General features: G+C 52.9%; 18 protein-coding genes. 7 read left to right on the top strand and 11 right to left on the bottom strand.

The genetic code is table 11. The annotated features are described in order from the left end of the window. Positions 1 to 7: 7 nt before the first annotated feature. On the top strand, positions 8 to 2,659 hold the full coding sequence (clpB, locus tag AWR27_RS03220; RefSeq protein WP_077129872.1) for an ATP-dependent chaperone ClpB: 2,652 nt from the start codon (positions 8 to 10) through the stop codon (positions 2,657 to 2,659). 159 nt (positions 2,660 to 2,818) lie between these two features. On the opposite strand, the gene AWR27_RS03215 is transcribed toward clpB, so the two are convergent. After that, positions 2,819 to 3,382, bottom strand: a complete 564-nt coding sequence (locus AWR27_RS03215; protein WP_077129871.1) for a hypothetical protein — start codon at positions 3,380 to 3,382, stop codon at positions 2,819 to 2,821. A 187-nt stretch (positions 3,383 to 3,569) separates the two neighbouring features. Here AWR27_RS03215 and AWR27_RS03210 point away from each other — a divergent pair, with 187 nt between their 5' ends. Then, a complete protein-coding gene (locus AWR27_RS03210) occupies positions 3,570 to 3,803 on the top strand; it encodes a hypothetical protein (protein WP_077129870.1) in 234 nt (77 codons plus the stop codon). Between the two features lie 436 nt (positions 3,804 to 4,239). Here AWR27_RS03210 and tnpA read toward each other — a convergent pair whose 3' ends face one another. Both tnpA and AWR27_RS03200 read right to left on the bottom strand, forming a co-directional pair. Beyond that, complete coding sequence (gene tnpA, locus AWR27_RS03205; protein WP_077129869.1) at positions 4,240 to 4,704, bottom strand: IS200/IS605 family transposase; 465 nt, start codon at positions 4,702 to 4,704, stop codon at positions 4,240 to 4,242. 23 nt (positions 4,705 to 4,727) lie between these two features. Then, the gene (locus AWR27_RS03200) at positions 4,728 to 5,708 is read right to left on the bottom strand and encodes a type I phosphomannose isomerase catalytic subunit (RefSeq protein ID WP_077129868.1); all 981 of its coding nucleotides are present in this window, start codon (positions 5,706 to 5,708) and stop codon (positions 4,728 to 4,730) included. Between the two features lie 172 nt (positions 5,709 to 5,880). Between AWR27_RS03200 and kefF the strand changes: the two genes are divergently transcribed. Beyond that, entirely contained in the window at positions 5,881 to 6,504 is a 624-nt protein-coding gene (gene kefF, locus AWR27_RS03195) for a glutathione-regulated potassium-efflux system oxidoreductase KefF (RefSeq protein WP_077129867.1), read from the top strand. Beyond that, positions 6,501 to 8,414 carry a monovalent cation:proton antiporter-2 (CPA2) family protein gene (locus AWR27_RS03190; RefSeq protein ID WP_077129866.1) on the top strand — a complete coding sequence of 638 codons (1,914 nt, stop codon included), beginning with the start codon at positions 6,501 to 6,503 and terminating at the stop codon, positions 8,412 to 8,414. The genes kefF and AWR27_RS03190 overlap by 4 nt, the downstream gene beginning before the upstream one ends. Here AWR27_RS03190 and AWR27_RS03185 read toward each other — a convergent pair. The 3 genes from AWR27_RS03185 to AWR27_RS03175 form a co-directional block, all read right to left on the bottom strand. Further along, entirely contained in the window at positions 8,380 to 9,759 is a 1,380-nt protein-coding gene (locus AWR27_RS03185; RefSeq protein ID WP_077129865.1) for an alpha-L-fucosidase, read from the bottom strand. The genes AWR27_RS03190 and AWR27_RS03185 overlap by 35 nt on opposite strands. A 12-nt stretch (positions 9,760 to 9,771) precedes the next feature. Continuing rightward, the gene (locus tag AWR27_RS03180; RefSeq protein ID WP_077129864.1) at positions 9,772 to 11,889 is read right to left on the bottom strand and encodes an outer membrane protein assembly factor BamB family protein; all 2,118 of its coding nucleotides are present in this window, start codon (positions 11,887 to 11,889) and stop codon (positions 9,772 to 9,774) included. A 70-nt stretch (positions 11,890 to 11,959) separates the two neighbouring features. Next, the gene (locus tag AWR27_RS03175) at positions 11,960 to 13,048 is read right to left on the bottom strand and encodes a M20 family metallo-hydrolase (protein ID WP_077133771.1); all 1,089 of its coding nucleotides are present in this window, start codon (positions 13,046 to 13,048) and stop codon (positions 11,960 to 11,962) included. Positions 13,049 to 13,258: 210 nt separating this feature from the next. Here AWR27_RS03175 and AWR27_RS03170 point away from each other — a divergent pair, with 210 nt between their 5' ends. Continuing rightward, complete coding sequence (locus tag AWR27_RS03170) at positions 13,259 to 14,062, top strand: mechanosensitive ion channel family protein (protein ID WP_077129863.1); 804 nt, start codon at positions 13,259 to 13,261, stop codon at positions 14,060 to 14,062. A gap of 125 nt (positions 14,063 to 14,187) precedes the next feature. Here AWR27_RS03170 and lptB read toward each other — a convergent pair whose 3' ends face one another. Together lptB and recJ are read right to left on the bottom strand one after the other, a co-directional pair. Further along, a complete protein-coding gene (lptB, locus tag AWR27_RS03165; protein WP_077129862.1) occupies positions 14,188 to 14,919 on the bottom strand; it encodes an LPS export ABC transporter ATP-binding protein in 732 nt (243 codons plus the stop codon). 46 nt (positions 14,920 to 14,965) lie between these two features. Next, on the bottom strand, positions 14,966 to 16,708 hold the full coding sequence (recJ, locus tag AWR27_RS03160; RefSeq protein ID WP_077129861.1) for a single-stranded-DNA-specific exonuclease RecJ: 1,743 nt from the start codon (positions 16,706 to 16,708) through the stop codon (positions 14,966 to 14,968). A 40-nt stretch (positions 16,709 to 16,748) separates the two neighbouring features. Here recJ and AWR27_RS03155 point away from each other — a divergent pair, with 40 nt between their 5' ends. Further along, positions 16,749 to 17,171: a DUF2141 domain-containing protein gene (locus AWR27_RS03155; protein ID WP_083732733.1), complete on the top strand. Its 423-nt coding sequence runs from the start codon at positions 16,749 to 16,751 to the stop codon at positions 17,169 to 17,171. 147 nt (positions 17,172 to 17,318) lie between these two features. Continuing rightward, positions 17,319 to 18,791 (top strand): IMP dehydrogenase, encoded by a 1,473-nt coding sequence (gene guaB / locus AWR27_RS03150; RefSeq protein WP_077129860.1) that lies wholly within the window; start codon positions 17,319 to 17,321, stop codon positions 18,789 to 18,791. Between the two features lie 138 nt (positions 18,792 to 18,929). Here the strand turns inward: guaB and AWR27_RS03145 are convergent, their stop codons facing one another. From AWR27_RS03145 to AWR27_RS03135, 3 genes are all read right to left on the bottom strand, one after another. Further along, entirely contained in the window at positions 18,930 to 19,655 is a 726-nt protein-coding gene (locus AWR27_RS03145) for a metallophosphoesterase family protein (protein WP_077129859.1), read from the bottom strand. Between the two features lie 176 nt (positions 19,656 to 19,831). After that, a complete protein-coding gene (mazG, locus tag AWR27_RS03140; protein WP_077129858.1) occupies positions 19,832 to 20,656 on the bottom strand; it encodes a nucleoside triphosphate pyrophosphohydrolase in 825 nt (274 codons plus the stop codon). 70 nt (positions 20,657 to 20,726) lie between these two features. Continuing rightward, complete coding sequence (locus AWR27_RS03135) at positions 20,727 to 22,268, bottom strand: DUF1501 domain-containing protein (protein ID WP_077129857.1); 1,542 nt, start codon at positions 22,266 to 22,268, stop codon at positions 20,727 to 20,729. Positions 22,269 to 22,354: the final 86 nt, after the last annotated feature.

The raw sequence follows: 22,354 nt of genomic DNA, 5'->3' as shown, positions 1-22,354 counted from the left end.
CACTGTCATGAACTTCAACAACTATACCATCAAGGCGCAGGAGGTCGTGCAGCACGCGGCTCAGATGGCGCAGGGCAATCTGCAACAGACCGTTGAAACCGGCCACGTGCTGAAAGCCATTCTGGAAGAAGACCCCAATACGGTCGGGTTTCTGGCGAAGAAACTTAGCACCGATAGCAAACGCCTGACCCTCGCGCTCGACGCCATCGTAAACGGCTACCCGAAAGTGTCCGTTTCGGGCGGCAGTCAGGGCATCTACCTCGGCAACGACCTGAACGCAGCTTTGCAACGCGCTCAAAAGCAAATGAAAGACTTTGGCGACGAGTACGTTAGCGTCGAAATGATGTTGCTCGGACTCGTAGGCGGTAAAGACGCCGTTGCCACGTTATTGAACGATATTGGTTTTACTGAACAGACTTTAAAAGACGCCATTCGCGAACTGCGTGGCAAGAATAACCCCGTGAAAGACCAAAACGCAGAAGCTACGTACCAATCGCTCGAACGGTACGGCATTAACCTGAACAAACGGGCCAGCGAGGGTAAAATTGACCCCGTCATTGGCCGCGACGAAGAAATACGGCGGGTGCTTCAGATTCTGAGCCGCCGAACCAAAAACAACCCGATGCTGCTGGGCGAACCCGGCGTCGGAAAAACAGCCATCGTAGAAGGGCTGGCTCAGCGCATCGTGCAGGGCGACGTGCCCGAAAACCTGAAGTCGAAAACGATTATGTCGCTCGACATGGGTTTGTTAGTGGCCGGAGCCAAATACAAAGGCGAGTTTGAAGAGCGGCTGAAGGCAGTCATCAAGGAAGTGACCGATTCGGAAGGCGAAATTGTGCTGTTCATCGATGAAATTCACACGCTCATTGGCGCGGGTGGCAGTGGTGAAGGCGCGATGGACGCGGCCAACCTGCTGAAACCCGCCCTGGCTCGTGGCGAACTCCATGCCATTGGTGCTACCACCCTGAAAGAGTATCAGAAATACATTGAGAAGGATAAGGCTCTCGAACGCCGGTTTCAGGCCGTACTGGTCGATGAACCCGACGTACCCGATGCCATTTCGATTCTGCGCGGTATCAAAGAACGCTACGAATTGCACCACGGCGTGCGTATAAAAGACGACGCCGTAATTGCCGCCGTTGAACTGTCGCACCGCTATATTTCAGACCGTTTTCTGCCCGACAAAGCCATTGACCTCATGGACGAAGCGGCTGCGAAACTGCGCTTAGAGATTGATTCGGTGCCCGAAGAATTGGACGAGTTGAACCGGCGCATCATGCAGTTGGAAATTGAGCGCGAAGCCATCCGGCGCGAAGACGACCGCGAGAAAGAGAGCCTGCTGAGCCGACAAATTGCCGACCTCAACGAGCAGCGCACCGAATTGCAGGCCCGCTGGGAAACCGAAAAAGCATCGGTCAACGAAGGTCGGACACTGAAAGAACAACTCGATCAGCTCCGCATCGAAGCCGAACAGGCCGAACGCGCAGGCGACTACGGCAAAGTGGCCGAAATCCGCTACGGGCGCATTCCAGAAATGGAAAAACGGTTGAAGGACCTCACCCCCGACCCCTCTCCGTCGGGAGAGGGGAGCGACCGGATGCTCCAGGAAGAAGTTACGTCGGAAGACATCGCCGAAGTGGTGGCGAAATGGACGGGTATTCCGGTGAGCCGGATGCTACAGTCAGAGCGCGACAAATTGCTGTTTCTTGAAGCTGAATTGGGCAAACGCGTAGCTGGTCAGGAAGAAGCCATTCAGGTGGTGGCCGATGCCGTGCGCCGGAGCCGGGCCGGTATGCAGGACCCCAAACGGCCCATCGGTTCGTTCCTGTTCCTCGGCACTACGGGCGTCGGTAAAACCGAATTGGCGAAGGCATTAGCCGAGTTCCTGTTCAACGATGATAACGCACTGGTTCGGATTGATATGTCTGAATATCAGGAGCGTCATGCCGCCAGCCGGTTAATTGGTGCCCCTCCGGGCTACGTGGGCTACGACGAAGGTGGTCAGCTAACCGAAGCCGTGCGCCGGAAACCATACAGCGTAATTCTGCTGGACGAAATCGAGAAAGCGCACCCCGACGTGTTCAATATTTTGTTGCAGGTGCTCGACGACGGACGCCTGACCGACAACAAAGGGCGCGTGGCAAATTTCAAGAACACGATTATCATCATGACCTCGAACATCGGGTCGCACATCATCCGCGAACGGTTCGCCGACATCAACGATACGAACGCCGTGCAGGTGATTGACGACACGAAAGAAGAAGTGTTCGAGTTGCTGAAACAGACCCTGCGGCCCGAATTCCTGAACCGGATTGATGAATTGGTGATGTTCCAGCCGTTGACCAGACGCGAGATGCGGAAAATTCTGGACATTCAGTTTCGGCAGATTCAACACCGTTTGGCCGAGCAGGGCATCGCACTCGAAGCCGACAAAGAGGTGCTCGACTTCATTGCCCGCGAAGGTTTCGACCCGCAGTTTGGTGCCCGCCCGCTGAAGCGCGTACTGCAACGGCGCGTGCTGAACGCCCTCTCGAAAGAGATTCTGTCGGGCCGCATTCAGAAGAACGCCATCGTGGGCATGATGCTCAACGAAGACGAGAACGGCACCGAAGACATCATCTTCTACAACTTAGACAAGGTGGTGCCGGTGTTGGAGTAAGGTAGTGTGATAGATTTGAGAACGCCCGGCTGCGAAGTCGGGCGTTTTTGCTTTACAGAAAGGGGTAAATCTTTCTTTGAAGGCGACAACACAATGTCTATACAGACACAAGTTCACCAAACTGAGCAACACTTTTCTATCCTTCTGAACAACAGAGAGTTATCTATCCATCATTTGATCAATCTTTCGTTTAGCATCAATAAGTGCTTTTTCGAAAGGACCGATGTCGGCAACGTTTATTGAGCCGATAGTACGATAGTAGATGTGTAGGGCGTTGGGAGCCCCATCTATAAACCATCTAACTTTTCCGTTCTCAACAAAATAACCGACTCGTATGCCCCGGTAGGTGCTATAACGGCTCTCCTTATAATCAGCTTTCTCGCGTAGGGCGGCATCAATCTCCTGACTCAGCCGACCAATAGCAGCAATCATCCCGCCAATTTCTTCGTAATTGAGCGCAAAGCCATTGCCCTTATCAGTACTTATTTTATCGAAAGTGAAGAAGTAACGTGAAACTGTATTAATAGTAGCTTTACGAATACGTACATATAGCCGATTCATACCCAAATTCACGTCAGGTAACTTATAATCGGTTAGCGTGACGATTGTTACTGTTCGGTCAGTAAATTGTTCAAGACTCATCGTGTCGGCGGGCGGGTTCTGTGCAAACGTAGAAAGTGATAAACCAGCTAAAAAGAACAGTATAACTTGTAGCAGTTGCATGAAACAAATGGGATTTAGGTAACCAAATTCTTGATGACGGCTTAAAAATACAAATGATCGGCAATGTTCCCTCTAATCCACAATGTCAGTGAGACCAATTTATTAAGATGACACCTATGTCAAGCTGCGTCGAAATTATTATATTGGCATAATGGTTTCTCTTGTAATTGAGCAAAACTTCAACTGTATGAATCTGCAAATCATACACGATAGCAAGGGCAACCCAACCGGCGTTTTTATTCCGATGAGCGATTGGAAGAAGTTAAAGAAACAATACGCCGATCTGGATCAGTACGAAATCGCCGAGCCAACCAAAAAGCAGCTTATCACTCAATTAAAAGAAGCTATTCAGGAACTCAAAGCCGTTGAGCAGGGTACCAAACAGGCCCACCCCTTAGCTGACCTGCTTAATGAGTTATAAAATCCTGACCCTGTCCGTCTTTTACCGTCACATTATCTTATATCTACGACAAGGCAGAGCGAGATACCCAGCGTTGGAGTAGTGCAGTGTGAACTTCGATAAAAATTTCCCCTTGTCAATCCCGTCGCGTTAGCGACCAAAAGTTTGTAGAAAACCGCCCCCCCTTCCCTCCGTCGCGTTAGCGACCAAACCGAATACAACTAACACGTTTGGTCGCTACGCGACGGGAGGACTCACATTAATAGATATAGCTATAAACATTAAGTCGCTAACGCGACGGGCTGAACGTGTTGTAATACAAGCTACCAATAGCTGGTCGTTATGTGACGAAGGGAATAATGAGAATGTATATTGCTACAACCATTGAGTCGCTAACGCGACAGGGATTAGATGGAATTGTAATCTTCTACACACCGTTTTCAATAGTGCGGTGCTCTCAATCTTCTACGGGCTTAAATACATAACGCTCGTCGTAGGGTACGTTAAATCTGTGTAAAAATGCTGCGTATTCGTCCAGAAACGTTCGCCTGTTATGGTGTTGTTTCTGGTTCTGAATGTACTTAACAACGTCGTCAATCTGCGAATGACCGTATGAAAATGCGCCGTAGCCCGTCTGCCATTCAAAGCGGCCCATCGTAAGTTTATTCTCATTAATCCACTTTGACGAGTCCATTTTGAGGTATTGGACCAATTCAGAAACAGCTTGTTTCGGATTCAAACCAACGAATGCATGTACATGGTCTGGCATACCGTTGATGGCAATGAGCTTATGCCCTTGCTTCTGCACAATGCCCGTCATGTATTTGTACAAGCTTTGCTCCCATTCGGCTCTAATCAAGCCATGTCGGTGTTTAACGGCAAAAACGGTTTGAATGTAAATCTGGGTATAGGTGTTTGGCATAGTCGTAATTTACGGGGGCAGCACTACGGCACATACGTTTCCAGCACGGTCATGTCGCCGTCGGGAACGAGGGTTACGTTGCGGACGGAGGCCGGAATCAGCGCGCATTGACCCATGCTGAGGGGCAAACTGTAGCCGCCCGGTGCATTAATCGTTAAGCCGCCCGATACGCAGATCAGAATCACGAACGAGTCGATGTGCGTGTAGTCGTGTTCTACTTCCTGATTGAAATTCAGCACGTTCGTAACGAAATAATCGCTCGTTACGGCATTCACGCTTTCGTTGAGTTTGCGCTCGTAGGGCGTTTTGTAGTGGTCGTAATGTTTGTAGTCGATGGCATCAACGGCCTGTTCGGTGTGCAATTCACGTTTTTGGCCGGTGGTGGCATCAACGCGGTCGAAGTCATAAATGCGGTAGGTGGTGTCCGACGTTTGCTGGATTTCGGCCAGCAGCAGCCCCTTGCCAATGTAATGTACCCGACCGGCGGGCAGAAAAAAGATGTCGCCCGGCTCGGCGGTTTCGATGTTTAATACATCCTGAATCGTATTGTCGGCCACGGCCTGCACGTACTCGTCTTTTGTGAGGTCGCGGTTGAAGCCTGAATTGAGTTTCGCGCCCTCGTCGGCCTGCATGATGTACCACATCTCGGTTTTGCCGAAGCCGGTGCCGCGCTGTCGGGCCAGTTCGTCGTCGGGGTGAACCTGAATCGAGAGGTCGTCGTTGGCGTCGATGAATTTGATGAGCAGTGGAAACCGGTCGCCGTATTGCTCATACACGTGCTGCCCAACCAACTCACCTTTGTAGTGTTGCACCAGTTCACGCAGGCTTTTGCCTTTCAGCACACCTTCACGCACCACCGATACGTTGCCTTCTACGTCAGAAACTTCCCAGGTTTCGCCACAATTGGGCAGCGGACTGAAGTCTTTACCCAAAATGGTTTTTATTTTCTGACCTCCCCAGATTTTATCTTTGTAAATCGTCTCGAATGTAAGCGGGTATAGCATAGTAAGTTAAAAACTCAATTGATTCAATAACATCAACCAGCCGGAAAGTGGTTTGTTAGGCAGGTTTTTCTAATTTAGCGAACACCGACCTGACAACCGGACGTAAGTTGGCAAAGTTAACAACCTTTTCAGGAATCGGCTTTTGCCTGCCTTGTCTGCTACTATCTTCCTTATGTCGTCTATACTCATTCAGTTTGCGCATCCGGCCCTCGAAAAATCGCGCGTGAACCAGGTCATGCTTCGGGCTATTCGCGATTTACCGTTCGTCACCATCAACGACCTGTATGAGGAATACCCGGACTTCGATATTGACATTGACCGCGAACAACAACTGTTGCTGGCACACGATTATATTCTGCTGCATCATCCTATGTACTGGTACAGCACCCCGGCCATGCTGAAACAATGGGAAGACCTGACGCTGGAACACGGCTGGGCCTATGGGCGTCAGGGAGTGGCACTTACGGGCAAAAAATTGATGAATGTAATGACCATTGGTGGTCAGCGCGAAGCCTACAACGAAGCGGGCTACAACCGCTACACGGTGCGGCAATTTCTGGCTCCGCTGGAGCAGACCGCCCGTTTGTGTAAGATGACCTACCTGCCACCGTTTGCCGTTCATGGCACCCACCGCATCACCGAAGCGGGCATTCAGCAGGCGGCCCGGCAATACCGCAATCTGCTGATTCAGTTAGACGCTGGCCTGATCGACATTCCCACCGTACTCGATCTACCCTGCATCAACGACATTATCCCAACCGACGAACTCACCGTTAACCCTGCTCCCCAGTCATGACCGAATCCATACTATTACAGGCGATTATCTATTTAGCTGCCGGGGTAATTTTTGTGCCGTTAGCCAAACGATTAGGTTTAGGTTCGGTGCTGGGGTATCTGCTGGCCGGGCTGGTGATTGGTCCGGCGGGGCTGGGCTTAGTCGGCGAAGAAGGGGGCGACATCATGCACATTGCCGAGTTTGGCGTGGTGATTATGCTCTTTCTGGTTGGGCTGGAACTCGAACCCGACCTGCTCTGGAAGATGCGCACGGCCATTCTGGGACTGGGTGGTTTGCAGGTGGTGCTAACAACGCTGGCGGTAGCCGGGCTGGCTTTCCTGCTGGGCGTACCTATTCAACCCGCCTTCGCCATCGGCATGATTCTGGCGATGTCGTCAACGGCTATCGTGCTGCAAACCCTGAACGAAAAAGACCTCATGCCCTCGGTAGCCGGGCAGAGTACCTTTGCCGTGTTGTTGTTTCAGGACATTGCCGTAATTCCAATTTTGGCAATACTGCCGCTGCTGGCTACGTATCCGCTGCCGGGCGATGCTGCCGGGGCGCACGAACACTCGCTATTGGAGGGGTTGCCAGCCTGGGCGCGGATGTTAGCTGTGTTGGGAGCGGTAGCCTTTGTGGTAGTGCTGGGCCGCTACGGTATGCGCCCTGTGTTCAGAGTCATTGCCCGCACCGGCCTGCGCGAGGTGTTTATTGCATCGGCCCTGCTGCTGGTGGGTGGCGTGGCTTATCTGATGGAATTAGTGGGTCTAAGCCCGGCCTTAGGCGCGTTTGTGGCCGGGGTGGTACTGGCAAACAGCGAATATAAACACGAACTGGAAAGCGACATCGACCCATTCCGGGGGCTGTTGCTGGGCTTGTTTTTTATTGCGGTAGGCGCGTCGGTCAACGTGGGGCTAATTGTGAGTCAGCCGGGTTTGGTGGCTGGCTTAGTGCTGGGCAGCATGGCCCTGAAAGCTTTGATTCTGGCCGGATTAGGGAAGCGGTTTAAGCTAAGCACCGACCAGAACCTGATTTTCGCGCTGGCTCTCTCGCAGGTAGGCGAGTTTGCTTTTGTACTGCTGTCGTTCTGCACGCAGAATGGTATTCTGGAAGCGTCGATGGCGGGGCTGCTCACTGCCGTAGTGGCTCTGAGTATGGCCCTGACGCCGTTGGTCTTTCTGATTAACGAACGTCTGCTACTCCCGCGCATCGGTACGCGCAGCCATCCTGACCGCGACACCGACACCATCGAAGAGAAAAACCCGGTGCTGGTAGTGGGCTTTGGGCGGTTTGGCAACATTGTCGGGCGGTTTCTGCGAGCCAGCGGGGTTGGCACTACTGTACTTGACTTCGACTCTGACCGGGTCGATATTTTGCGCCGGATTGGGTTGAAAGTCTATTACGGCGATGCATCGCGCTACGACCTGCTGGCATCTGCCGGAGCCGCCGACGCCAAACTGATTATCATTGCGCTCGATACGCCCGAAAAATCGCTGGCATTGGTCGAAACAGTTCGGCGGCACTTTCCGCAGTTGAAAATTTTAGTGCGGGCCTACGACCGCGACGACGCTTACGAGTTCATGGATGCAGGCATCGAACACGTCTACCGCGAAACACTCGATTCGTCGCTGCGCATGGGCGTCGATGCCATGCGGCTGTTGGGTACGCGGGCCTACCATGCCGAACGGTCGGCCCGTTTGTTCAGGCGTCATGATGAAGCGGCTCTGGCCGAACTTGCCGCCGTGCGAACCGACAGGAAACAATATTTCAGCACCGCCCGCCGACGTATCCGCGAACTGGAACAATTGATTAGCTCCGACGAAACCGACCGGTGGCTCCGCGAAGTAGAAGAAGGCTGGGATGCCGAAACGCTGCGGAACGAGATGAATCAGATGGCTACTTCGCCGACCCCTCCCCCGCCGACGCCTTAAACGCGCCTACCTCCGCCAGTTCGACCGGGCCACTGGCGTTGGTAAACGTTAGCCGGATGCGGCTGGTTTTGATAGCCGGAAACCGCAGCAGCCGCTTGTAGCCGACGGTCGTAAACGTAGCTAACGATTGCCAGTCGGAGCCGTTCCAATAGTCGACTCGTCCGCTGGCAACGCGCTGCCCGCTGGCAATGTTCTCCTGAATCGACAGCCGATCAAAGGTCTGTTCGCCGTTAAGGTTAATGGTCAGAGGCTGGTTGGCTTGTAAGGTTACGAATGTAGCCAGTTTACTATCGGTCAGTTTGGCATCTTTCGCTACCAGATTGGTTTTAAACGTCTCGTTCAGAATACGCCGAAACGCTTTCAGGCTTTCAATGTCCGGCTCCGAAAATAAACCATCCCGGTTGGGTGGCACATTGAGCAGCAGCAGACTGTTTCGGCCCACAGATTGATAATACAGATTCACTAAATTCTGTGCTGACCGCACGTTGGTGTCTTCGGCGGGATGATAAAACCAGCCGGGACGGATACTCACGTCGGTTTCGGCTGGTATCCAGCGTTTTCCGGTAGGGTCGCCGGTGTTCAGGTATTTGGCGTCGGCCACGCCCGGTGCCATGCCCTCCGTGTTAATCATCGACCAGCAGGTTTCGCCCGCATTACCGGCTTCGTTGCCCACCCAGCGCACATCGGGGCCAGCATCGGAAAACATCACGGCCTGTGGTTGCAACTCCCGCACCAATGCCCAGTAGCCGTCAAAATCGTAGGTCATGTCTTTGGCGTTTTCGCCTTTGGCTCCGTCGAACCATACCTCGGCTATAGGGCCGTAGTTCGTGAGCAGTTCGCGCAGTTGGGCTTTGTAGTAGTCGTTGTAAGCGGCTGTGCCATAACGTGGTTCGTGCCGGTCCCAGGGCGACAGATAGACGCCAAATTTCAGCCCGAATTCGCGGCAGGCATCGGCTACTTCGCGTACTACGTCGCCTTTACCGTTTTTCCACGGACTATTTTTCACCGAGTGTTCGGTTAGTTTCGAGGGCCACAAACAGAACCCATCGTGGTGTTTGGCCGTGATGATCGCCATCCTGAACCCAGCATCGCGCAGGGTTCTGATCCACTGGCGGGCATCGAGTTGGGTTGGGTTGAAAATCTGTGGATCTTCAGTGCCTTCGCCCCATTCTTTGTCGGTAAACGTATTGACCGTAAAATGCAGAAAAGCCGTTGTTTCCAACTGCTGCCAGGCCAGTTGGCGTGGCGTTGGCCGGGGAGATAGTTGCTTAGGTTGGGCTGAAGCAAGATTGGCAGTGAGCAAACTAACCGCAAGCGCGACTATTGAGTAAATTAGTTTCGACATAAAAAAAGCTGATTAAGGCAACGCAAACGCCACATAGCGGTCGCCAGATTTGGTTTTAAGTTTACCGCCCCCGCAGGCGATGACAATGTACTGTTTTCCTGCTGCCGCATAGGTACTCGGCGACGCATATCCGGCGGCTGGTAGCTGTGCCTGCCAAAGCACCTTTCCCGTTTGCGCGTCGAATGCCCGAAACCGCTCATCGCGGCTGGCGGCAATAAACAACAGCTTACTGGCTGTAATCAGCGGCCCGCCGTAGTTATCAGTGCCAGTTGGCGGAATGCCGCGTTTCGTCAATTCAGGGTATTCGCCCAGCGGCACCTGCCAGCGTCGTTCGCCCGTGTTCAGGTCGAGGGCCGTCAGCGTGCCCCAGGGTGGTGTACTGACCGGATAGCCGCTGGCATCGTACCAGCGGTTGTAGCCCGTATGCTGATACGGAACGCCCGTTGTCTGGGTGGTACGCACGGCTTTCTGGTCTGTTTTCTGAGTTAGAAAATCAATGATAGCCCGTCGTTCGGCTTCGGGCAGATGAACAAACGACGGCATCATACCGCGCCCTTTTTGCAAAACCTCGTCAATCTGCGCGTCAGACAGTCGTTGCTGAACCGCCACTAACGATGGATACGAGCCATCGTGGTTGCCGCGCCGGTCGGCTCCGTGGCATGATGCGCAACGCAGAGCATACAGTTGTGCACCGGAAACGGTGACGCCAGCCGCTTTTGGCTTTCGCTTTACCAACGAGGTGTAGACCGGTATTTCTTTCGACGGCACATACATCATTCCCTGTGGGTCAACGGCGGCCCCGCCCCACTGCCCGCCCCCATCGGTCCCAGGAAAAAAAACAGTCATCTGGTTAGTGATCGGGATGTAGGCCCGGCCCGTTTGAGCCTTTTGCAGCACACCTGTCAATGAATCGCGGTGGGCCGCAAACGAATTAATATCATTGACGGTAAACGATTGCCGGGCAAAGTACGGCTTCGTCGGAATGGGCTGTGTTGGGCTGAGTTGTTCGCCCGGCACACCTACAGTGGCAACGGGTTGTTCGATAACTGGAAACAACGGTTTGCCCGTCACCCGGTCGAACAAAAACACATAGCCCTGCTTGGTGATTTGCGCCACCGCGTCAATGCGCCGGGGTTGTCCGTCGTGGCCATTCTGCACCACCGTCAGCAAGTTGGGGGGCGCAGGCGGGTCACGGTCCCATACGTCGTGATGTACAAGCTGGTAATGCCAAAGTCGCCGGCCCGTTGCCGCGTCTAATGCCAGTAAGCAGTTGGCAAACAGATTATTACCTTTTCGATTGCCCCCATAAAAATCGTAAGCCGCCGAGCCAGTAGGAATGTAAACAATACCGCGCTGCCGGTCGATAGCCATACCTGCCCAGGCATTGGCACCGCCAATATACTGCCGCGCGGGTCGGGGCGACCAGGTTTCGTAACCCAGCTCACCCGGCTGCGGAATAGTGCGGAACGTCCAGACTAACCGACCCGTTCGCACATCGAAAGCGCGAATGTCGCCCAGCAAAGCCGTTTCGGTTTCAGCCACGCGAACGCCTACTATCAACAGATTTTTGTAGACCGTATTGGGCGTATTCGACGCCACGTACTCGTCGGCACCGGGGCGTTCCAATCCTTTTTTCAGGTTGATACGCCCCTGTTCGCCAAACGACAAAATGAGTTCGCCCGTTTGGGCATCAAGCGCGTACAGCCATTTTCCGGCTCCGAAAAAAATGCGTTTATCTCGTCCATCAGTCCAGTATGTAACGCCCCGGCTGGTCGTACCACCGGTATCGGTCAGGCGGGTTTTCCAGCGTTCGCGACCCGTTGCCGCATCAAGTGCAAACGCCTGTGTACCAGCCGAAACGCCATACAAAACGCCATCGATGACAATCGGATTGCACTGCATCTGCGTTCGGTGCTGCGTTGTATCGGCCCCGCCCGATGCATACGTCCAGGCTACGCGCAACTGCCCGACGTTGCGGGCGTCAATCTGGCTAAGCAGGCTGTAGTGACTACGCGCCCCGTCGCCGTTATACTCGGCCCAGTCGGTGTCGGGTGCTGGTTCAACAATCCAGCGATTGGCGGCTGACGCAATAAAAACGAGAACGAGCGTAAATGGCAGTAGGCGGTTCATCCTGTTTCGGTTCGTAGCCGAAAAGGATGTTTCGGGTCAAAATCTCCTCATGTGGTCAGAGCAGCCGCCCTTAAAGCAACACCTGTTCCAGCATCCTGATATACCCATCTACGCCTTCCTCAATTTCGCGCAGATAAATAAACTCGTCGGCAGAATGCGACCGGCCCGAATGACCGGGACCACATTTGAGCGACGGGCAGTTCAGCACGGCCTGGTCTGACGTAGTTGGCGAACCGTAGGTATGCCGACCCAACGCCAGCCCTGCCTGCACAATCGGATGGTCGGCGGGTATGCTCGACGGTTTGAGCCGAATCGAGCGCGGTTTTACCTCCGATTGAATGCCCGCCCGGATGGTGTCGATCACGTCTTCGAGCGTGTATTGCTCCGTTACGCGCACGTCGACCGTGAATGTGCAGGTGTCGGGCACTACATTGTGCTGCGTTCCGGCATTGATAATCGTAACCGATAATTTGATGGGTCCCAGCGTGGGCGAAACCTTCGGAAACTGGTAGGTTGTGAGCCAGTTAATGTCCTGTATCGCTTTATAAATCGCATTGTCGCCTTCGTTTCGGGCCGCATGGCCACTAACACCGTGGGCCGTACAATCGAGAACAAGCAACCCCTTTTCGGCAATGGCTAACTGCATCTCGGTCGGCTCGCCCACGATGGCGAAGCTGATGGGTGGCAGGTGAGGCAGCAGCAGTTCCAGCCCGTCGCGTCCCGAAATTTCTTCTTCGGCACTGGCCGCCAGTACGAGGTTATGGCTCAGGTTGGGCCGGTCGTAAAAATAAACGAACGTAGCCAGCAGCGATACCAGGCAGCCACCCGCGTCGTTGCTGCCCAGCCCAAACAGTTTGCCATCCTGCCGGAGCGGCCTGAACGGGTCGAGCGTCCAGGAGGTGTTGGGCTTCACCGTATCGTGGTGCGAGTTGAGCAGAACGGTTGGTTTAGCGGGATCGAAGTAGCGGTTTCTGGCCCAGACATTATATTTCAGCCGCTCGAACGGAATTTGTTTGCTTCGCAAAAAGTCTTCGATCAGGTCGGCTGTTTGTCCTTCTTCCCGGCTGAATGAAGGCGTAGCAATGAGCCGTTCCAGCAGATGCAGGGCGTCGGTGGCAAGTGCGGTTTGTAGAGATAGCGTATCGGCGGGCTGGGGCATACGGTACATAATGTTTGGTTCGGCAAAGATACGGCGGGCATGGTTGAGCCACATCATCGACGGCTGATTATCGGGGTAGCCTGTACCTCTACAGAAGCATTTTACTACGTTAACAAAAAATTAATTGGTTGCCAGTTAGTTATAGCATTATTTTCCTAGATTTTGAGGATTGTATCACTCCAATCTTTCACTACAAACCCTCTTGTTTATATGGAAAAGTATGCAGAGCAACTTCAGGCAATGGCCGTTCTCTACGCTCCGCGCGTACTGCTGGCAATTATTACGCTTATTGTCGGTTTCTGGGCCGTCAATTATTTCGTCAAACTATTGACGAAAGTAATGCAGCGTCGGCACGTCGATGCTACGGTGATTCCGTTCCTGCAATCAATCATCGAAGTGGTGCTGAAGGTGGTGCTGGTTATCAGTGTGGCCGGCATGTTCGGCGTTGAAACCACGTCGTTTGTAGCACTGATTGGCGGTGCCGGGCTGGCAATCGGGCTGGCTTTGCAGGGTAGCCTGGGCCATTTTGCATCGGGTATTATGTTGCTCGTGTTCCGCCCGTATCGCGTGGGCGATCTGGTAACGGTGGCTGGTTTCACGGGCGAAGTCACGGAGATTCAGGTTTTCAATACGGTACTAAAAACCCTTGATAACAAGCGGATTATCATTCCGAACGGCGCGGTCACGTCTGGGCCGATTACCAATATTTCGGGGCAGGGCACTATCCGCGTCGATATGCAGTTCAGCGTGGCGGGCAGTGAAGACATCGATAAAGTAATACGCGTGGCACGGGAAGTATGCAACGCCAGCCCACTGATTTTATCGGACCCGGCGGCTGATATCCTGGTCAACTCACAGGAAATTGGCATCACCAAATTCGACGTGCGCCCGTGGTGCAAAAGCGAACATTACTGGGACGTGTACTACTACGTGCAGGAAAACATCAAACGGCAATTCGTAGCCCAGGATGTTCAGGCACCCACCCCCGCCATGAACATAATGATGGCAAAGTGATTTTGATGGAACACAGATTGTACGGATGCTGCGGATTTACACGAATTTTTTTAGTGGTACGTACAGCCGGTAGGAAAAAGAAATCAGTGTAAACCCGTTGAATCCGTATTATCCGTGTTCCATCATCAGATTTTCCGTTTCAGTTCAAAATGTTGCCCCAGATACAGCCGCCGAACCTGCTCGTCGTTGGCTAAGTCTTCGGCACTGCCCTGTTTGAGGATTTTCCCTTCAAACAAAAGGTAGGCCCGGTCGGTGATCGACAGCGTTTCGTTTACGTTGTGGTCGGTAATCAGAATGCCGATATTTCTATGCTTCAGCTTCGCCACAATGCTCTGAATATCTTCAACGGCGATGGGATCGACGCCCGCGAACGGCTCATCCAGCAGAATAAATTTCGGGTCCACGGCCAGCGCACGGGCAATTTCGGTGCGTCGGCGTTCGCCCCCGGATAGTACCTTGCCTTTGCTCTTGCGAACGTGCGTCAGGCTGAACTCTTCGAGCAGTTCTTCTACTTTTGCACGTTGCTCTTTTCGGGGCAGATTGGTCATTTCCAGTACGGCCAGCACGTTTTCTTCGACCGACAGATCGCGGAAAACCGAGGCTTCCTGCGCTAAATAACCCAGCCCCAGCCGGGCGCGTTTGTACATTGGCAGGTCAGTTACGTCGATATCATCGATGTAAACCTTACCGCTATTGGGTTTCACCAACCCTACGGCCATGTAGAACGAGGTAGTTTTGCCCGCGCCGTTTGGCCCGAGCAACCCTACAATTTCGCCCTGCGCCACCTGATACGAGACGTTGTTGTTGACCAGCCGCGAGCCGTATTTTTTTATCAGATTTTCGGTTCTAAGAATCATTCGTTTAGTTTCTGTCCGGTATGGTATCCCAAAGGCGACCACTCGTTTACGCGACTCTAATATCTTTCAGCATCAACTGAATTCGGGTATCGCCGTTGTAGGTGTTGAGGTCGGGGTGGTAGCAGATCGAGAAAGGCATTCCGGGCTGAATATGTTCGGCCAGGTGCGCCATGCCGAAACCAACGGCCCAATGAGCGTGTCCCGTGCGCGTTTGCCGAACCTGAATTTTCAGGTGTTTCTCTTTCATAATAATCGGCTCACCGACCAGATACACGTTTTCGGTCATGAATACCGGTTGCATGTTGTGCGGCCCAAATGGCCCCATCTGCTTCAGAACCCGGCACATCCGGGCGTCGATCTCGCTAAAATCTAACGGCAAATCAATGTCAATTAATGGCGTCAGATGTTCGTCTTTTATCGTTTGCGATACCACCTCCTCAAACTTTTGCCGGAATGCTTCGACGTTATCAACGGGTAAGGTCATGCCAGCCGCAAACGTGTGCCCGCCAAACTGTTCGAGCAGATCGGCGCAGGCTTCGATAGCTTCGTAAACGTCGAACCCCGGCACCGACCGCGCCGACCCAGCCGCTTTGTCGTTCGATTGTGTCAGAATGATCGTAGGCCGGTGAAAATGTTCGATGCAGCGCGACGCCACGATACCCACTACGCCCTTATGCCACGATGCATCGAACAACACCGTTGATTTGGCGTTGAGCAGCGTTTCATTTTGTCGAATCATGTCCAGAGCCTGTTCGGTCATGCTGGTGTCGAACGTGCGCCGGTCGTTGTTGTGTTTGTTGATCGCCATTGCGAAGTTATCGGCTTCGTCGTCGTGGTCGGCCAACAGCAGTTGTACGGCAGCTTTAGCGTGCTGAATACGCCCGGCGGCATTAATTCGAGGCCCGATGCCAAACACCACGTTGGTGATGTCGAGGTCGTTTTTGTTTTTGAACCCCGCTACGTTAATCAACGCTTTCAGGCCGGTTCGGGGTGTGCTGTTAAGAACTTTTAACCCATAGTGAGTCATGATCCGGTTCTCGCCCGTAATCGGCACAATATCCGACGCGATGCTGACGGCCACCAAATCCAGATAACCATAGAGTCCATCGAGCGGAATGTTGTTCGTCAAACAAAACGCCTGAAGCAGTTTGAAGCCAACGCCACAGCCGCTCAGTTCTTTGTACGGATACGGGCAATCGTCGCATTTGGGATCGAGTATGGCGGCTGCATCGGGTAGTTTTTGGCCGGGGCGGTGATGGTCGCAGATGATAAAATCGACACCCAATCGACTGGCTTCGGCCACCCGCTCAACGGACTTGATACCACAGTCGAGGGCAATGATGAGCGAAAAACCCTGTTCGGCGGCCCACTGTACGCCCTGCCGCGAAATGCCGTAGCCTTCTTTATACCGGTCGGGAATGTAATAGTCAATATGTGGGTGGTGATTGCGCAGAAAACCGTAGACCAATGCCACCGAAGTAGTACCATCAACGTCGTAATCGCCGTAGATCAGAATTTTTTCCTGCCCAGCCAGGGCCATTTGCAGCCGTGCCACCGCCCGATCCATGTTTTTCATGAGGAATGGATCGTGCAAATGACTAATTTCAGGCCGAAAGAACGCCCGTGCCTCCTCAAACGTCCGGACACCCCGCTGCACCAACAAAGTTGCGAGAAACGGACTCACGCCCAAAGAGGTTGTCAACGACTCAATGGCTCGTCGCTCATCGGGTGAGCCGGGAAAAGATTTGGCAATCCATCGTTTCAGGGGTGGTGTCGGCTGGGCTATCATAACTGCAAGATAAATCCGTTTTTAGAAAAACACTGCGCCCATGCTGACATTGCTTTCATTGCTCGCTCTGCTCCCCTCTTTCTCCCACCCGTCTGCAAACCCTGCTAAAGTTACGTTAACCGTTGACGTTCAGAATATTCGGATTCAAAAGGGTGCTGTTTACGTAGCTCTCCACAAACCCAGCGAGGGCTTCCCCGACAGCAAACCGTTTGAGGGTAAAAAGATAGACGCCAGCGGTAAGAGCGTTCGTACTACGTTTTCGGTAGAGCCGGGCACCTACGCCGTTGCCGTTTACCACGATGAAAACGGTAACGGTAAAATGGATAAAAAAATGTTTGGCATACCGAAAGAGCCTTACGGTTTCAGCAACAACTTTCGGCCCAAATTCTCGGCCCCCAAATTCGGCGACTGCCAGTTTACACTGGGCGAAGGCGGCAAGGAGATTAGTATAAAACTGGAATAATTCTGAACCGGGATTAGCCAGGATTATTAGGATTAAACAGGATTCGGGCTGCGCCCGCCAGCCAATCCTGTTTAATCCGGTAAATCTTGTAAAAATCCCGGTTCAGAACTATCTTTGTCCGGCAAATAACAGCACCTGCTATTTGCCATGAGCTTAGACTCCAGCAAGTTCCTCTACGAGGCACTCACTTACGACGACGTACTGCTACTCCCCGCTTATTCGGAAGTTCTACCACGCGATACGACCACCGTCACCCAGCTTACCCGCACGATTCAGCTAAACATTCCGCTCATTTCGGCGGCTATGGATACCGTTACGGAATCAGCACTCGCTATTGCGATGGCGCAGGAAGGTGGTATTGGCATCATCCACAAAAACATGAGCGTTGAGCAACAGGCCGAGCAGGTTCGGAAAGTGAAACGTTCAGAAAGTGGTATGATCATCGACCCCATCACACTGTCTGAAAACGCGACGCTTGCCGACGCGCACAAGATTATGCGCGAGTTCAAAATCGGCGGGATTCCCGTGGTTGACGACGGTGGTGAATTAGTCGGGATTCTGACCAACCGCGACCTGCGTTTCCAGCGCGACCTGACGCAGCCCGTGACTGACATCATGACCCGCGACAACCTGATTACGGCCAAAGCAGGCTTATCGCTCGAAGATGCGGAGAGCATCTTGCAGGAATACAAAATTGAGAAACTTCCCATCGTCAACGACGACTACAAACTCGTTGGGCTGATTACCTACAAAGACATTCTGAAACGCAAAAGCCACCCCAATGCCAGCAAAGACGAGCTAGGCCGGTTGCGCGTAGGAGCCGCCGTGGGTGTTACGCCCGACCTGACCCGGCGTATTGAAGCACTTGTGAAAGCTGGTGTCGATGTCATTAGTGTTGATACGGCACACGGTCACTCGAAGGGCGTACTTGATGCCGTTCGTAACATCAAAGTGCAATTTCCGAACCTTCAGGTCATTGCCGGAAACGTAGCCACGGGCGAGGGAGCTAAAGCATTGGCCGACGCCGGTGCCGACGCTGTAAAAGTGGGCGTTGGACCAGGCAGTATCTGCACCACCCGCATCATTGCCGGTATTGGTATGCCGCAGCTTACGGCGGTCTACGAATCGGCCAAAGCGTTGCAGGGTACGGGCGTTCCGGTCATTGCAGACGGGGGCATTCGGTTCTCCGGCGATATTACGAAGGCTTTGGCGGGCGGAGCCAGTACGGTGATGATTGGCTCGCTGTTGGCCGGCACGGAAGAAGCCCCCGGCGAAGTGGTACTCTACGAAGGTCGGCGGTTTAAGACGTACCGGGGAATGGGTTCGGTAGAAGCCATGGAAGACGGCTCGAAAGACCGTTATTTTCAGGACGCCGAAGACGACATCAAGAAGCTTGTACCCGAAGGCATCGTGGGCCGCGTTCCGTTTAAAGGCAAAGTTTCTGAAATCATTTACCAGATGGTGGGTGGTCTGAAAGCGGGTATGGGCTATTGCGGAGCCAAAGACATTCCAACATTGCACGAGGCCAAGTTCGTGAAAATCACGTCGGCGGGCGTTCGCGAAAGCCACCCACACGACATCCAGATTCAGAAAGAAGCCCCAAACTATTCGGCGAGGTAGTCAGAACCAGGATTAGCCGGGATTATCAAGATTAAACAGGATGTTACGCTGCGCTCACCAGATTTTGTAAAATCAACTAAGCGAAGCGTAGAATCCTGTTTAATCTTGATAATCCCGGCTAATCCTGGTTCTGATGGCTCAGACATAATGCACCGTACTGCTCATTCCGTGCGTGGTGAAGTTGATTTCGCGAACACCGACGCGGTAATGATCGATAGCGAATTCGGTAGTGTCGTGCTTCATCTGGTAAAAAGTTGAAGGCGACACTAATGTCAGCAAATTACCCCGTTGCACAGTTTTTTCAACGTGATAATGCCCGCAGATAACCGTCACGTGGCAGGGCAATTCATGTACGAGTTCAAAAAATTGCTCGCTTTGCCGAAATGGATAGTGTTCATCCATAAAGCATACGTCGGCGGGCAGGGGCGGATGGTGCATAAACACCGTTACGTTGTTATCGCGCAGGGCTGTCAGGTACTCACGCAGCCACGCCCACTGTTCGGCAGAAAACTCCCCTTTGGCCGAGTCGAGAAATAGAACGGGTTGCCCTTCCAGCGGCAGCGCGTAATATAATTCGCCGTTTTGCAGGTGATGCGTCAGATTGAACACGTCGGCCAGCATTGTCGAATCGTCGTGATTTCCGGCGATGTAGTAACTCGGAAACGGCAGTTGTTCCAGCAGCTCTTTCACCCAGCGATAAACCGCCGGATCAGCTTTATCGTAGCAGATGTCGCCCCCAATAACCAAAGCCGTGGGTTTTAGCACATCCAGAAATGATAGTGCGTTCAGAAAATTCTGCCGCACGTTAACGCCGTCCGGTTTTTCATTGCTTAGATGTGGGTCGGTGATAAAAGCAATACGCATGTGAAGAAGATAGTCTGAACCAGGATTAGCCGAGATTTATAGGATTAAACAGGATTTTACGCTACGCTTACTGGATTCTTCAGGTTAGCTGGATTGCTAATCGAAATAAATTCAACAAATTAAGTAAGCGCAGCGTAAAATCCTGTTTAATCTTGAAAATCTCGGCTAATCCTGGTTCAGATGGTTTTAGCTTCGTTCCAGTACACGTCCATTTCAGCCAGTGTCATGTCGTTCAGACTTTTACCATTGGCGCGGGCGCGTTCTTCCAGATATTGAAACCGTTTGATGAATTTTTTGTTGGTTCGTTCGAGGGCTGTTTCAGGATTGATGTCGATAAAGCGAGCGTAGTTCACGAGCGAGAACAGCAGATCACCGAACTCACTTTCAGCGCGTTGGGTATCAATAGCCTGTCCAGTATCGCCGTTGAATTCAGCTTTAAACTCCTGCATTTCCTCTTCTACCTTCTCCCAGACCTGCTGCCGCTCTTCCCAGTCGAAACCCGCACCGCGTGCTTTTTCCTGAATCCGCATGGCCTTTACCAGCGCGGGCAACGACCCCGGCACGCCCCCCAACACCGAGCGGTTGCCCTCTTTCAGCTTCAACTGTTCCCAGTTGGCCTTTACCTGTTCTTCGGTTTCAGCTTTCACCGGTTGGCCGCTGCCATCGCCATAGATGTGCGGATGGCGGCTGATCAGTTTATCAGAAATACCGTGCAACACGTCGGCGATGTCAAAGGCTTCCTTTTCGGCGGCAATTTTTGCGTAGAATATCAAGTGCAACTGAATGTCGCCCAGTTCTTTACGGATTTCGGGCAGGTCGTTTTCGAGAATGGCGTCGGAGAGTTCGTAGGTTTCTTCAATGGTAAGATGACGCAGGCTTTCGAGCGTCTGTTTGCGATCCCAGGGGCACTGCTCGCGCAGTTCGTCCATGATGGTAAGCAACCGGTCGAACGCCATTAACTGCTCCTGCCGACGCGGGGGTAATTCCTGAAATTGTTTCATTGAGCCGGTTTATACCTGAATCCGGCAAAGATACGAAAGGGCAACACGGATTGAACAGATGCCCTTAACCTTAAATCTTCATCAGACGCCGAACAGCGCGGCCTTCATCGGTTTGCAGGCTGTAGAGGTAGTGGCCCGGCACGAAACCCGCACCACTCAGCGGTACGGCGTAGTTGCCTGCTTCAAACCGCCCTTCGCGCAGTACGGCCAACTCGCGGCCCTGCATATCGTACAGAGCTAAACGAGCCGTTTGGGTAGTTTTGAGCGAAAACTGAATTTCGGTGCTGTCGGCAAACGGGTTGGGTGTATTCTGCCCCAGCGCAAAGAGTCCTTCTTTGACTTCAAGTAGCGGAGCCTGCCGGAAAATGGGTAGCGTCTCAAAATCGCGGCCCAGAATCTGTTTCACGACGGCGTTTTCTACCCCCAGATGGTCGCTCAATACGCTGGCGTAGACCTGCCGGAAGTCGTTCTTGAATTTCAAGTCGCCGTTGCTGTCGAGGTCTTTCAGGTCGGGAGCCGTGCCAACAATACCACCCCGCACCGTATTGCCGACCACAAACAGCGGAGCCGCCGTGCCGTGGTCGGTGCCGGTGGTGCCGTTTTGCCCAACGCGCCGGCCAAACTCTGAAAACGTCATCACCGTGACGCGGTTGGCAAGGTTCTGCTGCTGCAAATCTTTCTGAAAAGCCGCTACTGCATCGGCTACGGTTTTAAGTAGATTGGCATGGCTCCCCGCCGTGGTATTGCCCGCCGTGACCTGATTGGCATGCGTATCGAAGCCGCCGATTGTAGTCAGATACACGGGCGTTGTCATACCGCCCGAAATCAGATCGGCCACAATAGCCAGTTGGCGACCTAAGTTTGTAGTGGGATACGTAAGGGTATTTTTACCCGCGTCGGCTTTTTTCTTGATGATGTCAGCGTACTGAACCGACTGAGCCGCAATCTGTTGTAGAAATTTCAGTTCGTCGCCCGCTACGGTATTCGGTACAATGTCGGTGCTGGCACTGCTGCCCCGTACCAACTGGTAAAACGCATCGGGATTATCGAAAACCGTTGCCATCGACCCCACTGAACTTTGCAATAACATTGACTCTACCGAACCCAACTGTACAGCCATCGGCTGATCGGGCATTTTGACCGGATAGGCCGGGAATCGCTGTTCGAGATACCGCCCTACCCAACCGTCGTACTCATAGACATTGGCGTCGGTAGCCGACAGCCAGATGTCGGTCGAGCGAAAGTGCGACCGGTTAGGAGAGGCATAGCCTACGTTTTGCACAATGCTCAATTGCCCTTTGTCGTAAAGTTCGCGAAACGCGCCCAGAGCCGGGTTCAGGCCCAATTGGCTATTTAGTTTCAGCACTTTATCTTTTTGAATGGCAATTGTGGCGCGTTTCTGATAATACACATCGTTCTCAAATGGTACTACCGTATTCAGCCCGTCGTTGCCGCCCGACAGTTGCACCAATACCAGAATATTACCGTTGGTGACGTCCATGTCGATGGCAAACGGATTGTGTGCGTAAGCACGGCCCGCCACACCCGGCAACCCGAAGGCTACTCCCCCGGTCAGAACGCCCAATTGTCGTAGAAATTCGTTGCGGTTCATAGTTTGAGAGATTAAGCGGTTGAATGATTGAGTGGTTGAATGATTGAGTGGTTGAATGATTGAATGATACCTATCTGCTCCATTCA

It is taken from the genome of Spirosoma montaniterrae, from assembly GCF_001988955.1.
Lineage (GTDB): Bacteria > Bacteroidota > Bacteroidia > Cytophagales > Spirosomataceae > Spirosoma > Spirosoma montaniterrae.
Note: the sequence above shows the minus strand (reverse complement) of the source record. Positions and strands in the feature narration are given on the sequence as shown.